The organism is Algibacter luteus, assembly GCF_030344935.1.
GTDB classification, from domain to species: Bacteria; Bacteroidota; Bacteroidia; order Flavobacteriales; family Flavobacteriaceae; genus Arenitalea; species Arenitalea lutea.
The window spans coordinates 2558335-2575684 of sequence record NZ_CP128313.1 but is presented as its reverse complement, the minus strand read 5'-3'; the positions used below and the strand labels follow the sequence as shown (position 1 = coordinate 2575684).

General features: G+C 35.8%; 15 protein-coding genes and 1 tRNA gene. 14 read left to right on the top strand and 2 right to left on the bottom strand.

Annotated elements, in window-relative coordinates; all coding sequences use genetic code 11:
* Nucleotides 1-178 precede the first annotated feature (178 nt).
* From O5O44_RS10775 to O5O44_RS10720, 12 genes are all read left to right on the top strand, one after another.
* Nucleotides 179-3439 (top strand): carbohydrate-binding protein, encoded by a 3261-nt coding sequence (locus O5O44_RS10775; RefSeq protein ID WP_289194360.1) that lies wholly within the window; start codon nucleotides 179-181, stop codon nucleotides 3437-3439.
* The gene (locus O5O44_RS10770) at nucleotides 3439-4143 is read left to right on the top strand and encodes a fibronectin type III domain-containing protein (protein WP_289194359.1); all 705 of its coding nucleotides are present in this window, start codon (nucleotides 3439-3441) and stop codon (nucleotides 4141-4143) included. Before O5O44_RS10775 ends, O5O44_RS10770 begins: the two co-directional genes overlap by 1 nt.
* A 108-nt stretch (nucleotides 4144-4251) precedes the next feature.
* Nucleotides 4252-5118, top strand: coding sequence for a glycoside hydrolase family 16 protein (locus tag O5O44_RS10765; protein ID WP_289194358.1), 867 nt, complete (start codon nucleotides 4252-4254; stop codon nucleotides 5116-5118).
* 92 nt (nucleotides 5119-5210) lie between these two features.
* A complete protein-coding gene (locus O5O44_RS10760) occupies nucleotides 5211-6626 on the top strand; it encodes a glycoside hydrolase family 30 protein (protein ID WP_289194357.1) in 1416 nt (471 codons plus the stop codon).
* Nucleotides 6627-6652: 26 nt separating this feature from the next.
* Complete coding sequence (locus O5O44_RS10755) at nucleotides 6653-8167, top strand: sugar porter family MFS transporter (protein WP_289194356.1); 1515 nt, start codon at nucleotides 6653-6655, stop codon at nucleotides 8165-8167.
* Nucleotides 8168-8512: 345 nt separating this feature from the next.
* Nucleotides 8513-9172 (top strand): hypothetical protein, encoded by a 660-nt coding sequence (locus tag O5O44_RS10750; RefSeq protein WP_289194355.1) that lies wholly within the window; start codon nucleotides 8513-8515, stop codon nucleotides 9170-9172.
* A gap of 340 nt (nucleotides 9173-9512) precedes the next feature.
* The gene (locus O5O44_RS10745) at nucleotides 9513-10061 is read left to right on the top strand and encodes a hypothetical protein (protein ID WP_289194354.1); all 549 of its coding nucleotides are present in this window, start codon (nucleotides 9513-9515) and stop codon (nucleotides 10059-10061) included.
* A 771-nt stretch (nucleotides 10062-10832) separates the two neighbouring features.
* Nucleotides 10833-11171: a single-stranded DNA-binding protein gene (locus O5O44_RS10740; RefSeq protein WP_289194353.1), complete on the top strand. Its 339-nt coding sequence runs from the start codon at nucleotides 10833-10835 to the stop codon at nucleotides 11169-11171.
* A gap of 81 nt (nucleotides 11172-11252) precedes the next feature.
* The gene (locus O5O44_RS10735; RefSeq protein ID WP_289194352.1) at nucleotides 11253-11702 is read left to right on the top strand and encodes a JAB domain-containing protein; all 450 of its coding nucleotides are present in this window, start codon (nucleotides 11253-11255) and stop codon (nucleotides 11700-11702) included.
* An 18-nt stretch (nucleotides 11703-11720) separates the two neighbouring features.
* Nucleotides 11721-11900, top strand: coding sequence for a hypothetical protein (locus tag O5O44_RS10730; RefSeq protein ID WP_289194351.1), 180 nt, complete (start codon nucleotides 11721-11723; stop codon nucleotides 11898-11900).
* Between the two features lie 466 nt (nucleotides 11901-12366).
* Nucleotides 12367-12783 (top strand): BfmA/BtgA family mobilization protein, encoded by a 417-nt coding sequence (locus O5O44_RS10725; protein ID WP_289194350.1) that lies wholly within the window; start codon nucleotides 12367-12369, stop codon nucleotides 12781-12783.
* A gap of 161 nt (nucleotides 12784-12944) precedes the next feature.
* Complete coding sequence (locus O5O44_RS10720) at nucleotides 12945-13445, top strand: hypothetical protein (protein WP_289194349.1); 501 nt, start codon at nucleotides 12945-12947, stop codon at nucleotides 13443-13445.
* Nucleotides 13446-13448: 3 nt separating this feature from the next.
* Here O5O44_RS10720 and O5O44_RS10715 read toward each other — a convergent pair whose 3' ends face one another.
* Nucleotides 13449-14660 carry a site-specific integrase gene (locus O5O44_RS10715; RefSeq protein WP_289194348.1) on the bottom strand — a complete coding sequence of 404 codons (1212 nt, stop codon included), beginning with the start codon at nucleotides 14658-14660 and terminating at the stop codon, nucleotides 13449-13451.
* Between the two features lie 239 nt (nucleotides 14661-14899).
* Nucleotides 14900-14984 (bottom strand) — tRNA-Ser (locus O5O44_RS10710).
* A gap of 186 nt (nucleotides 14985-15170) precedes the next feature.
* On the opposite strand from O5O44_RS10710, the gene O5O44_RS10705 reads away from it, so the two are divergent.
* Both O5O44_RS10705 and O5O44_RS10700 read left to right on the top strand, forming a co-directional pair.
* Nucleotides 15171-15800, top strand: coding sequence for an NAD(P)H-dependent oxidoreductase (locus O5O44_RS10705; RefSeq protein ID WP_289194347.1), 630 nt, complete (start codon nucleotides 15171-15173; stop codon nucleotides 15798-15800).
* 152 nt (nucleotides 15801-15952) lie between these two features.
* The gene (locus O5O44_RS10700; RefSeq protein WP_289194346.1) at nucleotides 15953-17155 is read left to right on the top strand and encodes a DegT/DnrJ/EryC1/StrS family aminotransferase; all 1203 of its coding nucleotides are present in this window, start codon (nucleotides 15953-15955) and stop codon (nucleotides 17153-17155) included.
* Nucleotides 17156-17350 lie beyond the last annotated feature (195 nt).

Here is a 17350-nt window from a genome sequence, read left to right as displayed (position 1 = left end):
CTTCCAATCCTTAAAAAAGATGTTTACAGAGAATTGATAATAGTCATTGAGCTTTGTTTTAGTTTAGTTTAAATGGTGTGCATTCTACTGGTTGAGTAAATCAACCAGTAGAGGCACTAAAAAATTGACAGACAAGGTGTTTTAAAAAAATATTTAATAAGAAGTAGTATAATATAATATGAGGAAATATGTGATTTTATTGGTCTTGCTATTGGCAACCACATTAAGTTGGGGACAATGGTTAAAAGCTGAGGGTAAAAGAATAGTTAATTCAAGTGGAGATGATGTGCTGTTGCGGGGCTTAGGACCTGGAGGATGGCAGGTTATGGAAGGTTATATGATGAATACCTCTGGGTTTGCAGGTGCCCAACATGAGATTAAAGAAAAATTAATCGATTTAATGGGAGAAGTAAATACAGAGACTTTTTTCAGCAAATGGAGAGAAAACCATTTTACGCAACGCGATGTTGATTCTTTATCGGCTTGGGGTTACAATAGTATTCGTATTCCAATGCATTACAACTTGTTCACTCTGCCCATTGAAGATGAGCCTGTAGCAGGTGAGAATACGTGGATGGAAACAGGGTTTGAGCTTATTGACAATGTTTTGGCGTGGGCCGCTCCGTACAACATGTATGTTATTCTAGATATGCATGCTGCACCAGGTGGTCAAGGTCGTGGATCAGAAATCAATGATTACGATCCCGATAAGCCTTCGCTTTGGGAAAGTCAAGAAAACAGAGACAAGTTGGTAGCTTTATGGGGCAGAATAGCAGACAGATATAAAGATAATGAATGGATTGGTGGTTATGATTTAATTAATGAAGCACACTGGGATTTAGGTGAAAACAATGCATTATTAAGAGAAGTTTATGAAGACATCACAGAGGAGATTCGCAAGGTAGATACTAAGCACATTCTTTATATAGAAGGAAACTCCTATGCCAACGATCACAGGGGGCTTACACCGGCTTGGGATGATAATATAGTTTATAGTTTTCATAAATATTGGAATACTAACAAACCTGGAGATCTTGATTGGATCCTACCTTTAAGAGAGCAAACTAATGCACCATTATGGATGGGCGAATCAGGAGAAAACTCCAATACATGGTTTACTGATGCCATATCGCTATTTGAAGATAATAATATTGGATGGGCATGGTGGACTATTCGTAAAATTGGTGATATCGATAGTCCTTACGCGGTAGATATAAATCCAGGATATCAAAAAATATTAGATTATTGGAAAGGTGAAGGGCCAAGACCTACAGAACAGGAAGCCTTCGATGGCATGATGCAGCTTTGTGAAAATTTATTGGTTGAAAATAGTCGATATAGAAAAGATGTTCCAGATGCCTGCATACGACAAGTACAAACCGATGAAACCTTGCCATATCATGGTACACCAGTAGCTATACCAGGAATAATATATGCTCCAGATTTCGATTTAGGTAAAAACAATTTTGCTTATTATGATACCAATGTTGCTGATTATAATTTATCCACGGGTGAATTCCAGGCTTGGAATAGTGGTTGGTCTTACAGAAATGACGGCGTAGATATTGAGAAAAATAACGAAACCACAGATAGTAACGGATTTAATATAGGGTTTGTAAATAAGGGAGAATGGACAAAGTATACCGTACAAATTAATGAAACCGGAGCATACAAAGCTACTTTTAAAGTAGCCTCACAAGAAAGTGGCGGAGAATTTTACCTTTCTCTCGATGACCAAGCAATAACTAATAATCTAACTGTTAGCTCAACAGGTGGCTGGACTCAATATACTATTTTTGAGGTTCCTGATGTACTACTAACGGCGGGAATACATAGCTTAAAATTACATTTCAGTAATGACATCCCTTTTAATATAACAAGTATGTCTTTTGAAAAAACAGGCGAAGTAGTTGATGTAACATTAAATACATTAAATGGAAATACAGGAGAAAATGAGAAATCTATAGAAATAGTTATCAGCGAAGCTTTATTGGAATCTTCACTTGATGGTACATTAAACCAGTTTACCGTACTTGTGAATGGAGAGGAAAGAGTTATAACATCAATTGATGAAGCCCCTTTAAAGGATAGAACTTTTGTCCTCACTTTAGATAAGTATTTGATTAAAAGTGATGTTATTACAGTAAGTTATTCGGGTACATCAATTCAATCTCAGTCAGGTAAAACCTTAAATGTTTTTACAGATTTACCCATTAATAATGAGTCGCCAGACCGCGTAGTAATACCAGGGTTAATTGAGGTAGAAGACTATGACTATATGGAAGGTATGGGACTTGAGGATACAACCGATGAAGGTGGTGGTAAAAACCTTGGATTTACGGATCCAGGAGACTATGCGGACTATTCCATTTTTGTGCCTCAAACAGGTCATTATGGTATTAAATTTAGAGTTGCTGGATTTAGTGAAGGACGGATAGGGTTATATTCGGTAGATGAAAATGATGTAGAAACAGAATTAGTTGTAGTAAACACTGTTATTACAGGAGGTTGGCAAACTTGGGAAACCGTTACGGGTAATTTATTTATAGAAGAGGGCATTCACAAATTAAGAATGCGAATTTTAGCAGGGGGCTTTAATTTTAATTGGATGGAGTTTGGGGCTCCAGATTCTGATGGAGATGGTGTTTTAGATGCTGATGATTTATGCCCTAATACACCTGAAAATACTATTGTTGATGTCACTGGTTGTGAAATATTTACCTTGCCGGCAAATAATTATTCGATAACATCGTTTAGTGAAACTTGTAGGTCTCAAAATAATGGTAGCATTAGTTTATCGGTCCTAGAAAATTATAATTATTCAGTAACAATTACTGGCGTAGGTTTCTCAGAAACAAAGACATTTACTTCAGAAGTAGACTTCGAAAATTTATCAGCAGGTACGTACACACTTTGTATAACTATTAACGGTAACTCAGTATATGAGCAATGTTTTACAGTTGTAGTAATTGAGCCAGAAGAACTGTCTGTCTCAACAACAGGAAAAGGCAACAAGGGAAAAAATGTAACGGTGTCATTAGCTGGCGGTGAATTATACTATGTAACACTAAACAATGAAGTGACAATAACAAGCAAAAGCGAAATTCAACTGGAATTAGCTAAAGGTGTAAATAGTTTAAGCGTTACAACCAATAAAGATTGTCAAGGGGTTTATAACGAAACAATAGTATTTAATAGCCAACCACTTGTATATTCCAATCCGATAAAAAACAATACTATAAATATTAATTCTGTTGAGTTTTATGATAAAGAAACTCCTATTGAAATTTACGATCTAACAGGTAAATTACTGTTTTCAAAAACATACCATGCTACGACTAATCAGTTGAAAGTTGATGTTACAAGTATACCAAATGGCATTTACATTTTAAAAGTGATATCAAAAGAAGAAATATTTAATTATAAAATTATAAAGTAATGAATACGCTAAAAAAAATAATACCATTATGTTTGGTAGCCATACTTATTATTATGTCATGTAGTAGTGAAGAAGAACAAACAGCTATGGTTGATATTGAAGACTTGCCGACTGCAGCAACGCTTATTTTTCCGTATAACAATACGGAATGTAATGAAGGCATAGTAGTTTCAGATACAGAAACCGATGTGTTGTTTGAATGGGAAGAAGCAGAAAACACGAGTTCCTATATACTAACAATTACTAATTTAAATGATGGAACCTCAAGGGAAATTAAAACTGTTGCCAATGAGTTTTTAATTCGCGTTCTAAGAGGGACACCTTATTCATGGGTTGTGAAATCTATAGCTAGTACAGGCAATGCTACAGCCGATAGTGAAACTTGGAAGTTTTATAATGCGGGGTTACCAGAACAAAGTCATCCACCATTTCCAGCAGAAGTAATTAGTCCGCAAATGGGAGTAACTGTTAATGAGAGCAATGTTTTATTGCAATGGGAGGCTACAGACATAGATAATGACATTGCATCCTACACCGTTTTATTAGATACGTCTAGCGAACCATTTACAGAAGTTGGAAATCCGAGTGTAAATAGTCTAAACGTAAGTGTTAGCTCAGCGCAAGTGTATTATTGGAAAGTTATTACCACCGATGAACTTGGAAATGAGTCGCATTCACAAACATTTCAATTTAGGGTAAACTAACTTAATAAAATACCTTGGAGCAATACCGATAGTTGTCTAGATGCAAGGTAATTAAGAGTAGGGTAATTCAATAAAATAATATTCATTATTAATTATAAAACCTCAATTATGAGAAAAAAAGATTATTTGTTAATCTATATGTTATTAACACTAAGCCTGATATCATGCAAATCTAAAGAGTCAGAAACAAATAGTGATTTAAAAAAAACAGTTTCGGGTATATGGGAAATAGATTTTTTAGATGAGTTTAATACGTTTAACACTAATAACTGGCAAGACCAACGCATTTGGGTAAATAATGAAGCACAATGCTACGTGCCTGATGGTGAATATGGAACACGAGAAGTAAGTAATGGTACGCTAAAGCTAAAAGTGGTTAATGTAGGTAAGAAGCTTAGCTGTGATAATCTAGACAAACATGGTAAACAACATCCAGACACGGAATATGTTGCTGGTAGAATAGCTTCAAAAAATAAAAAGGAATTTATCAAAGGTAAATGGACTGCCAGATTAAAATTATCAAGCAACGGGGAAGCGAGTATGTTCCCTGCTTGGTGGCTACTTGGGGCACAAAATAATGAGCCTCCTGTACAAGAAACCAATGAAAATATATGCTGGCCTTTAACTGGTTCTGGTGAAATAGACATTTTTGAACACCATGGAGACCATCAAAAAGACCATTTTACTACGGGAGCTATAAAAAGTCTAGAGGAATGTGATAAAGGAGACTGGTGGAGTTTACGTAAAGGGTTTGATGCTACCTTGAACGAATATCACGAATATTCTGTAGAATGGGAAGGTAGCGACCTTGTTTATAGAGTTGATGGTAAAGAAATATATCGTAATGTTGGAGAAGGCGATAAATATCCGGAGCCTATGTTTGCAATATTGAACTATGCAAAAATCACAGATTCGGAAATGACTGGTGAATGGGTTATGGAAGTAGATTGGGTAAAACATGAACACATAAAATAGTATAAAAAATATAATTTATCGTGGTTTATAAATTTTTTTCAGTAATAGCATTACTGCTACTACTAAGCGCATGCAATGATTCAAAAAAAGAATTGTTAGCAACAGCAAATACAGAAGAAGAAACAACAAAAGCAAAAGTGCCCTTTTTAGATAAAGGTCTAAAAGTGTATACAACGGCTAAAGATACAGGCCTAAAGCATGCATTAACTAATGAAACGGTATTTACGACTTACAATCAGCCACATGAAGGCGAGATTTCCATATTTGTAAACCCGGATAAAACCTTTCAGGAATTTTTAGGCATTGGGGGCGCTATCACAGATGCATCGGCAGAGGTTTTTGCCACTTTAAGTGCAGAGAAGCAAAATCAATTATTACAGTCTTATTTTGGGGCAGAAGGTATAAATTATAATATTCTAAGAACCAGTATCCATAGCTGTGATTTTAGTTCAGCAAGTCATACATATATAGAAGAAGGTGATGCCGAATTAAAAACGTTCACTATAGAGCATGACAGGGAGTTTAGAATCCCTATGATAAAAAGAGCGGCAGACATCATAGGAGACGACATGGTTTTTTATGCAAGCCCGTGGAGTCCACCGGCCTTTATGAAAACCAATAACAACATGCTACAAGGTGGTAAGTTGTTACCAGAATACAATCAGGCTTGGGCTAATTATTACGTAAAGTTCATCGAGGCTTATGAGGCCGAAGGATTACCGGTATGGGGATTGACCATTCAAAACGAGCCTATGGCCGTACAACGATGGGAATCTTGTATATATACAGCCGAAGAAGAACGTGATTTTTTAAAGAATTTCTTAGGGCCAACCTTGGAGAAAGCAGGTATGAGCGATAAAAAAGTAGTAGTTTGGGATCATAACAGGGATTTAATATCACACAGGGCCAATACTATCTTTGATGACCCTGAGGCAGCTAAATACGCTTGGGGAATAGGCTTTCACTGGTACGAAACCTGGGCAGGAGGCAACCCTATGTATGATAACCTTAAAAACATAAAAGAATCGTACCCAACAAAAAACTTATTGTTCACAGAAGGCTGTCAGGAAGCTTTTGATGCAAACGAATACCATAGATGGTCAAATGCAGAACGTTATGGTAATTCTATAATTAATGACTTTAACAGCGGTGTTGTGGGGTGGACAGATTGGAACATACTATTAGATGAAACAGGAGGGCCTAACCATGTTGGAAATCTATGCTTTGCACCAGTGCATGCCGATACGCAAACAGGAGAATTGATCTATACACCGTCCTATTACTATATAGGTCATTTTTCAAAGTTTATAAATAAGGGAGCATTGCGAGTGAGCACCACTTCAAGCCGTAGTACCCTTGAGAGTAGCACGTTCAAAAATAAAGAAGGTGAAATGGTGACGGTGGTTATGAACAAGACAGATAGCCCAGTTACATTCAAGTTGATTATTGAAGACAGCCAGGTGGAGCTTTCTATACCTGCTCATGCTATGCAAACGGTTATTTATTAAGATTTAAAACATAAAACCAACAAATTTTGAATAAAACATATACTATTTTTATCAGTTTTATAGTGGCTTTAGGAGGCTTTCTTTTAGGATTTGATAGTGCTGTTATTTCTGGGGCTATTGGAGGGATTACAGTGTACTTCAACATGTCAGACTGGGAACTGGGCTTTTCTGTAGGTTGTGTCATCTTTGGAGCCATGGCAGGTAATATAGTTGCAGGTCCCTTAAGCGATAAGTTTGGAAGAAAAAAAGTGCTCATTGTTACAGCAGTACTTTTTACCGTGTCGGCAACATGGTCTGCATTGGCGACAGGCTATACAGAGTTTGTTGTAGCTCGAATTATTGGAGGAATTGGTATAGGAGGCGCCATATTAATTGCCCCAATTTATATTGCAGAAGTGGCACCGCCAAAATTAAGAGGAAGTTTAGTGTCCTTAAACCAACTTAATATTGTTTTGGGAATATCAGTAGCATATTTTTCTAATTATTTTTTAAAAGACTTAGAAGGTGAAAGTTGGAGGTGGATGCTTGGTGTAGAGGCTATTCCAGCCTTTATTTACTTAATAGCATTATTCACGGTTCCAAGGAGCCCAAGATGGTTAATACAAAGGCTGAACCTTGTAGAAATAGCTGAAAAGATATTAATTAAAATAGGAGGTAAAGAGTTTGCTCTGGCAACCATTGAAGAAATCCAGCGAGGAATAGCAAAGAAAGAAGAAAAAGGAACCATATCGCAATTGTTTAGTTATAAAATGCGTTCCATAATGTTAATTGCATTTGGGATAGCCTTTTTTCAGCAAATCACAGGTATAAATGCTATTTTTTATTATGCTCCAACTATATTTGAACAGGCAGGAGGGAATACCGATTCGTCGTTTTTACAGGCTATTGTTGTTGGAATAACGAATCTGGTTTTTACGCTAATAGCCATTCGGTTAATTGATAGATTAGGTAGAAAACCACTGTTAATAATAGGAACTTCGGTAATGGCAATAGCATTGTCTATGGCAACATTTGCATTTAGTAGTGCTTCGTATTCTCTAAAGGCTGAAAACATTCAAAAAGTTGGAAATTCAGAGGTTAAAACCGCCATAGTGTCCCTTAAGGGAGAGACATACAATTCTCAAAAAGAGTTTTTTAACAAGCTTGAACCATTATTAAATAAAGAGCAGTTTCATGAATTTAAAAGAAATGAAGTTAAAAAATTCATCTCTATTAACGCAACCTTGGTACTTATAGCCATTTTATTGTATGTAGCTGCATTTGCAATATCATTAGGGCCTGTGATGTGGGCTTTAATTTCAGAGATTTTTCCTGCAAATATTAAGGGTGTTGCAATATCTGTCGTTGGTTTTTTTAATTCGTTAGTAAGTTATTCAGTAACCCAATTTTTCCCTTGGGAATTGACCAATTTAGGACCAACAATAACTTTTGCAATTTATGCGGTTATGGCTATTTTATCTTTATTATTTGTAATCAGGTTTGTAATTGAAACAAAAGGAAAAAGTTTAGAAGAAGTTGAGGAATTATTGGTTAATATATGAGAAATTTAATCCATATTCAATTGATTAAGGATTTGTTTAATATTACCTGATTGTATGCCTAATCACGTTATTTAAAGACATTAGAGTCAATGAGGTTTTAAAAGCGGAACTGATAATGTTTGGTTAAAGAAAATTAAACAGGCCATACCAAATCAGCTTAAGAATATACTTAAAAATAAAGTCGAAATTAACAACCTATTTATAGTCGTTTAAATATAAAGTCACGATAAATAATAATCTATATAGGTATTCCCGAAAAAGAACATTATAAAATATTTCTCGGAAAAGGGGCAATATAAACCGTTCCTACGTCTCTATTTTACGTTTCCTTTCCGCTCCAAAATTTTGACTTCCGTTTGTGCCCTGCTCAAATATTGTTTAATTAAAAATTTCATTATCATAGAAACAAAAACAAAAGCAAACGGAAGAGCAAAAGCACAAAACGCGACCGTTAAAAAGGATGTACAAAAGAAGTTGACCGAAGAAGCTATCGGCAAAACCGTAGTTCCTGAAAAGCAACCAGAGACCAAAAAGCCGACCATCAACTTGGACGACCGCATCCAGAAGTTTGAAAAACTCAGGGGGTTGGCCACCCAAAGGGAACGCCTCGCACAAACACTGAGTGAACTGACCAAGTTCAACTACAACCAGAGCGGTTCGGCCTCATTCCACATCAAGGATTCTCAGAACCTGGAATTCAAGACTACCAATACCAACCTTATCAAGTTGGTAACATCACACTTACAATCCACCCCTGGAACAGCGCAAATTGGAAATCGAACAACAGATTGTACAGTTCGAGCTTTAAGATATGTCGATTCAAATGAAAAGCCTACTCGAAAGAGTAGGTTTTCTTTTTTTATGTACCCCCTTACAATTAAAATCAATATACATGGAAAATCACAAAGAAATACTTCAACCGGATTTTGGTCTTGGAAACGGACCGATTTCAATGACCAGGACAAAAACAAGGCTAATTATAATCAATATATGGTACAAAGTTAAGCACGGTCGATTTACCATAAAATTTATCCGCATAAAAAATGACATGAACCCTCTTCGCACGCTCAGGGGAACCCATCCAATTTTTCATTTGAAAATTTTAGCGAAAACCTTCCTACCACTTACCGGTGCACAAATATTGTTTAATCTAAAATTTTAGCATCATGAAACCAATGACATCAGTACCGAACATTCCATTAAAAGAAATAGAGGAACACTATCGATTGAGCAGTGAAAGTTACGATGTAGAAAGCGGGGAAACCCATTTAGCTTACTACAGGGAAAAGCATCCCCTATACTATCACATACTATTAAATAATGTTTTATCCAAAACCTCATAATTATGGAAAATATAAATGTAGTCCAGCTCGATTTTGGTTTTGAAACTGAACCAGTATCGGTAAAGGAAAAAGCAGCAAAGCCGACCAAAAAAGAGAAAGACGATTTCGTTTTCGATTTTATGGATTGTCTTTCAAGCCCGATTATCGTTTTTAAATCCGCATGGCAAGATAGCATACCAAAGGACATCCTAGGCAGGATAAAATTATCACGGATAATGTGCTCAATGGCAAATGAAAAAATGGCATCGCTTATAGAAACCTTAGCTTACATGATGCCCAGAACTTATGAAGCCCCAATGCAGACCGAATGGGTCAACATCTACACATGGTTGGGGCTTCAATACGCCATGCAGTTTAAAAATAAAGGACAGTTAGAGGCTATGGTAGAAATAGCACCAAATGAACTTTCTGATTATGAAAAAAGGCTTTTAAACAACCTACGGGTATGGATTTATGAAAAGAGAAGAAAGGCACTAAAGGATATTATGAAAAAGAATAAAATTTCAGAATCCGATGGTATTCTAGATGTTCAAGAGAAGTTATTTCAATAATTAGCATTAAATCCAGAGAGATAAAAATTTATACTATCCCATTCAGCACATTCCCCTGCATTCCGTACCTCCATTTCGGTAAAAGAGCTTCATTAAATAAAGTCTTGGACACAATCCCCGCTTTTGACTTTCCATTACGTTACACCTTTCCGCTGAGTTGGAAAGGAACACTCCATTCCCAAGAAAAAAGTGGGGATTAAGTCCGCCTAAAACAAGCAAATATCAAAATACAGAATTTTTAATCGGAAAGTCAAAACCTCGATTTTCTTAACAGAATTTGTGGCAAGCCCTTCTTGGGTGCTTGCTCAAAAATTCTTAAAAACCGAACCGTTGACTTGCACATTTTAAGGGGTTTATAATAGATAAAGCCTTTCGATGTTTTTCGGTACAGCGAAAAACAAGCATGGCATAAACACTTCTAATTTAAATACATCTATTGCACGCGCTTAACTTCCCGTACGCTCGCTCCATATATGCATTTAAAAGAATTGCTAATCCCATTATGGAACTTGTCAAGACCAAGCAAGTTTTATAAAAAAATAAGGTATCTACATCCTTGTTTTTAGTCCTTCGGTAAAAACTACGTCGCAGACACTCCTGATTTTTCCCTAAAAGTCTTGACAAAACCCACTTTATCTATTGTGCTGAGCACGAAAGAAATCATACAAACACCCCTTAAAATTTAACTGAATTCCCTTGAAAAAGGGAATCTTAAAGAGAAAGGGCAATTTATTAATCATTTGTCTTAGGGCAGATATAAAACATTTAATCATGAGTACATTAAAAAACAAAGTACAGCTAATCGGAAACGTAGGTATTGAGCCTACCATTACAAACCTTGAAAATGGCAAAAAAGTAGCCCGATTGTCATTGGCAACCAATGAACATTACAAAAACGGACAGGGCGAAAAACAGACCGATACCAATTGGCATACCATTATCGCTTGGGGCAAAACTGCAGACATTATCGAAAAGTACGTAACCAAAGGAAAAGAGATAGCCATAGAAGGCAAATTAAGTACTAGAGCCTATGATGATAAGGAAGGCAACAAACGCTATGTAACCGAGGTCATCGTTTCTGAAATCTTGTTACTAGGTAGCAATAATTAATCAAAAATAATAAGAGGGCATGTACATATCTCGAAATAATTACAGCCCTCTTTTTCATCATTCACTCTAAACAAGAAAACAATGAAAGACAAAGTTAACGAAATAAAAATCAGTTACAAGGAAAAGGTGAGTACATCAAAATCGCCAACCATAAAGTGTTCAAAAGATAGTGCCGAACTACTCTTTAAGTATTGGAACAAAGACACCATAGAAGCCCAAGAATCCTTTAAAGTATTATTATTAAATAATAGCAATAAGGTAAAAGGCATTTATGAACTATCCACAGGAAGTATAACAGGAACATTGGTCGATTTACGCATACTATTTGCAGTAGTTTTAAAATCGTTGAGTGTTGGTTTGATATTATCCCATAATCACCCCTCACATAAATTAAAACCAAGCCAAGCCGATATACAACTAACGGAGAAAATCAAAAAAGCAGCACAGTTCTTTGATATACAGGTGTTAGACCATTTGATACTGGCACCCAATGGTGAATACTACAGCTTTGCAGATAACGGAAATTTATAATTTAAAACAGCAAGAATCATGGTATATTTAAATTATAACAACCTCGATGCAAAAACCCAACAACATTTGTTATCCATTTCCAAAGAAGATGTAGAAAGCAAATTTGGGGAGAGCCTTAAAGCTTATGCCAAATCACATCATTTAAATTATGATACTATTTTGGAAGAAGAAGCGATTAAAAATCTATATAACTACTAATATGTATTTAACATTTAGTTAGTTTATAAACGCCTATGTATAACCTAGACCTTTGATTTCAAATTTCAGAGGTCTTTTCTTTTCATAAGCCTTAAATCTGACGTCCAGATTAAGCCTTTTAGAAGAATCCATACACATTGTCATCAAACCAGTGCAATTGATAACAAACTACGTTTCACAATTAACAACCAAAGCAATACCTTTAAAAGACGCAGGAAGCCTAATAAAAGCAACTGACTTTTTCAGTCAGGTTGTTTGTAGAATTTTGGTCCCTGCGGGACAAAATCGGAGAAGCAAGAGGGTAACACGCTTCGCGATGTTACGATTATACGATTTTCGAAATAAACATAGTGTTTATAGGGTTTGGCATATCTTTTAGACTTTTTGATATTTTGTTATAAACGCTACTTTTTTACTAAAAACATTTAGTAACCACCGTAAAAAGGCAATTATTTTACTAAAAACTATGGATAAAGGATTTGAAAAAGAAGAATTTGAAACGCTAAAGATCAAAAGTTCTGTTGCGATTGAGTTTAGAAAATTTAGCAAAATGCTCTCGAAATCGCAATCGATGACATTGCTTTTAATGATGGAATTTTTTAATGAAAATGGAATTTCCCCAGCCGAGCATTTAGGACCTCGAATGGAAACTTTGGAAAATAGAATTTCTGCACTAATCAAAAAACGGATGAACGGAATGATCGCTATTATGAAGGATATTGAGAAGTCACAAACCAAACCGACCGTGGCGATGATGCAAACTCTTTTTCAAGCAGCAGAACCACCCAAAAAGAAATTGATTTTAGCAAAAAAAATTAAAAGGGGAAAGAATAGAGTTTGGTTTCAAGAAAAGAAATATTTGAATAGTAATGATAATGAGTAATGGAAAGGGTAAACTATATTATTCACCTTAATACTATCCTGGAAATATTCAATAATGATGAGTGCATTAAGCAAGGACATATTACCTTGTACTTAGCATTATTTCAGCTGTGGAATCGAAAGTTTTTCAAAGAGACCTTAACCATTAATCGTGAGCTAATAATGGAAAGGGCGAAGATTAAATCAAAAACAACTTATCATAATCATTTACGAGATTTAGATACCTGGGGGTATCTAACCTATTATCCATCATACAATCCATCAAGGGGCTCTAAAATTAAGATGACCAGAGCTTATCCCAAAAGTGGGACAACTTCTGGTACACATGAGGCTCAAAATTTGGCCAACACCGCCCCAGAACCTAGCCAAAATTTGGTATCTTTTAATAAACATAAAACAAAAGAAAACTTAAATAAACAGCCTAAGATTATTTTTAATGAAAGTGAAGTCACTTTATTCTTTAAGAAAAATAATTGGCCAGAGATAGAAGCACTAAAATTTTATGCCTACATTAAGTCGAAAAAATGGAAAACAAATAATTGGCACATGATTGCGAAGGTTTTTGTGAGAAACGATTTTAAATTGAAAGAACCGAAAACTACCAGTCCAATTTCTGGCTATGTGAATCGTATGAGGCAAATTAGTGATAAAAACAAGAATTAGTCGCTACTTAAACTTATTCCTCAAAATTTCCATATCCTTGCTTACTTTCATATCCAATATTTTAGCATAATGCTGAGTCGTTTTAAGATTGGTATGACCAAGCATCTTACTTACTGATTCTATCGGAACGCCATTGGTAAGTGTTACCGTCGTTGCAAAGGTATGTCGAGCTAAATGAAAAGTGAGGTTTTTGGTAATACCCGCTAAAGTTGCAATCTCTTTAATGTACGCGTTCATTTTCTGATTGCTTAGTACAGGTAGGACTAAATTCTTTTCTTTCAGCAGCTCGTTATCTTTATACTTTTCGATGATGACTTTTGCAATGGGTAAAATCGGGATATTACTTCTAGTATCGGTTTTAGAGCGTTTTGTTTTGACCCATTCTTCGCCATCCGCACCTAAAACGATATCCCCTCTATTCAGTTTTTTGACATCAGCATAAGCTAGACCAGTAAAACAGCAAAAGATAAAAATATCGCGTACTTGGTCGAGTCGTTCCATCTTGAGTTCTAGCTCGATAATCTTTTGAATTTCTTCTTCCGTTAAAAATTCACGCTCTACAATTTTGAGTTTGGCTTTCCAATGCAAGAAAGGATCTTTTTCAATCCAATCGTTAGCATGAGCAATACGGATAATCTTTTTAAAATTAGTGATATACTTAATGGCGGAGTTGTGTGCACACTTCCGAGTGGTTTTAAGGTAGTATTCCATCTCTGTGATAAATTTATGGTCTACATCTTGAACAGGAATATCATTTTTCTTGTATTTCTTCTTAATAAAGTCTGCTACGTGTTTTTTACAAGTACGGTAACGTTCAGCAGTTCCTGCGGCAAAATCTTTCCCAATAAGACTATTAACTTTGTCATTATGTTCTTGAAAGATTTCTAGAAGCATTTTCTTCGTTTTGTCTTTACCTAGATATACATCGCGTAATTGAGAAGCGGTATACGTTGTTCCGTCTCGTTGAAACTTTTGTTCTATGGTGTAGATTTTATTTCTAATAAACTCAATTTCTCTATTTATTTCCTGATTCTCTGGTGAATTGCCTAATACTTTTTGTAATCTACTATTCCATAAATCATTATCCACTTTTCGATTAATACTGCATTCAGCCCGCTTACCGTCTAGGGTTATGCGGAGATAAATATTGGTATATCCCTGAAGATTAGCCTTACTTTTTTTGATATAAAATAATATTGAGAGTTGAACTGACACCGAATGAATTTAAAATTTACTTCAATGTAGTAAAAAATAATCAAATCAGCGTTATTTTAAATAATTGAATATCAATTATTTAACATCCATTCGGTGTCAGTTATAGATAGTTTTTAAGTGACACCGAATTAGCCCCTTTTAGGATGATATTATTTGATATCAAATGAAATCATATAAAATAAAAAACCCTGTAAATCAATTATTTACAGGGTTTTTATTGCCTTTTGTAGGTCTTTCAGCGGAGAAAGAGGGATTCGAACCCCCGGAGGTGTGACCCTCAACAGTTTTCAAGACTGCCGCATTCGACCACTCTGCCATTTCTCCTTGAGTGCCTCATCAAGCTATTTGCCTGAATGCGGGTGCAAATATAACGTCCTTTTTCCTTCTATTCAAATAAAAAGTTAACTTTTTTATCAATAAATTTTATGTATTATTCCATGTGCATATTTTATTTATCAATACACTAAAAAGAAAATTGCATACCTTATTTTTGCATAAATAAAATTCCTAATGAATACAATCGAGCAACTTAAGTGGCGGTATGCAACAAAAAAGTTTAACCCAACCAAAAAGTTATCTAAAGCCAAAATCAATATATTAATAGAGGCCTTTAATCTTACCGCAACATCCTATGGTTTACAAACCTTAAAATTGGTGGTTGTAGAAGATAAAAAATTAAGAGAACCCCTAGTAGCGCCCGCATACAATCAAAAACAAGTTTTAAATGCGTCGCACTTACTCGTTATTTGTATTCAAGATAATATCCAATCAACCGATGTTATCGACTATTACAACAACATCAAACACATACGCAATACCCCAGAAACCATTCTAAAACCCTACCGCGAAGATTTGGTAAGCATGATGCAAGACATGTCGGTAACAGAACGCCAGCAATGGTCCACAAACCAAGCCTACATCGCATTGGGTAATTTAATGACGGTTTGCGCCATCGAAGGCATCGATTCCTGCCCCATGGAAGGATTTATAGCCTCAGAATACGATAAACTATTAAAACTAAACGAAAAAGGATTAAAATCAGTATTGCTTCTGCCCGTAGGTTATCGCGCCGACGACGATATGTTTTCAACCTTCAAAAAAGTAAGAAAACCAATAGACGAAGCAGTCATTATATTATAAAACATTTGGTCGCCTGCCTGCCGGCAGGCAAGTTACCACAAGGGTCGGGCTTTACGTGGCAATCTTTTTGCTGGTGCCTCACAAAAAGGATTTTTACTGCAATCCCTAACGCAAAAAACGTCCCATATAGCAACACATATAAAATCAAAATTATGCCAGGATTCGAATTATTTGGAGAATTAGAAAGAAAAGAAGTTAACGATGTGCTAGACAATGGCGTGCTGATGCGTTACGGTTTCGATGGTATGCGCAACGGCCATTGGAAAGCCATAGAATTAGAAGCCGCATTACAGCACACCTTTCAATCTAAACACGTGCAACTCGTTTCTAGCGGAACCGCAGCTGTATCGGTAGCCTTAGCCTCTGCAGGCGTTGGAGCGGGTGATGAGGTCATTATGCCAACATTTACATTCGTAGCCAGTTTCGAGGCCATTATGATGCTCGGAGCTATCCCCGTGTTGGTAGATATCGATGATACCCTTGGTTTAAACCCAGAAGCAGTTGAAAAAGCCATCACGCCAAAAACAAAAGCCGTTATGGTGGTGCAAATGTGTGGAAGTATGGCCCATATGGATGCCTTACAAGCCGTTTGTAACAAACACAAGCTCCTTTTAGTAGAAGATGCGTGTCAAGCCATTGGCGGCACTTACAAAGGTAAACCCTTAGGAAGCATTGGCGATTTGGGATGCTTCTCTTTCGATTTTGTAAAAACCATAACCTGTGGCGAAGGTGGTGCAGTGATTACCAATAATAAAGATTACTATCTAAACGCCGACCACTATAGCGATCATGGTCACGACCATATCGGTAACGATCGTGGTGCAGAAACGCATCCGTTTATTGGTTATAATTTTAGAATCTCAGAACTTCATGCTGCCGTTGGGTTAGCTCAAGTAAAACGTTTGCCAAAATTCTTAGAAATTCAACGCCGAAACTTAAACATCTTAAAAGAGGCCCTAGCCGATATTCCCGAAGTAACTTTCAGAACCGTTCCAGAAGGAGGCGAGGAGAGTGGTGCTTTTTTCAACTTCTTTCTACCCAATTTAGAAATCGTAAACAAAGTATTAAAAGGCTTTAGCGACAATGGTATTGATGTTTGCTGGAATTACTACAACAACAACTGGCATTACATTAAAGAATGGAATCATTTAAAAGATTTAAAATCGTTGTTTCCAATATCAAAGGAAGTAAAAGACGGTTTAGCGTATTTAAAAACTAAAGATTTCTCAAAGTCTGATGCCTATATCTCGAGAAATATTTCATGTTTAATCAAATTATCATGGACCGAAGAACAGGTAAAAGCGCGCGCTTCTAAAATGGCCAAAGTCATAAAATCGGCACTTTATAAATTGTAAACTTTCAATAAAATAAAACACTATAGAAACTTGATTTATAGTGTTTTATTTCATACTTTTATAATTCCCGCTAATTCTTCTATAGTACTAAATACCGCACCCAGTTGTGGATATCATTTGTATTAATAAGCAATTTATAATGGCTCTCTAACCATTAATAGCAACAGTTTAGTTCATCAGTGTACCTAAGGATTT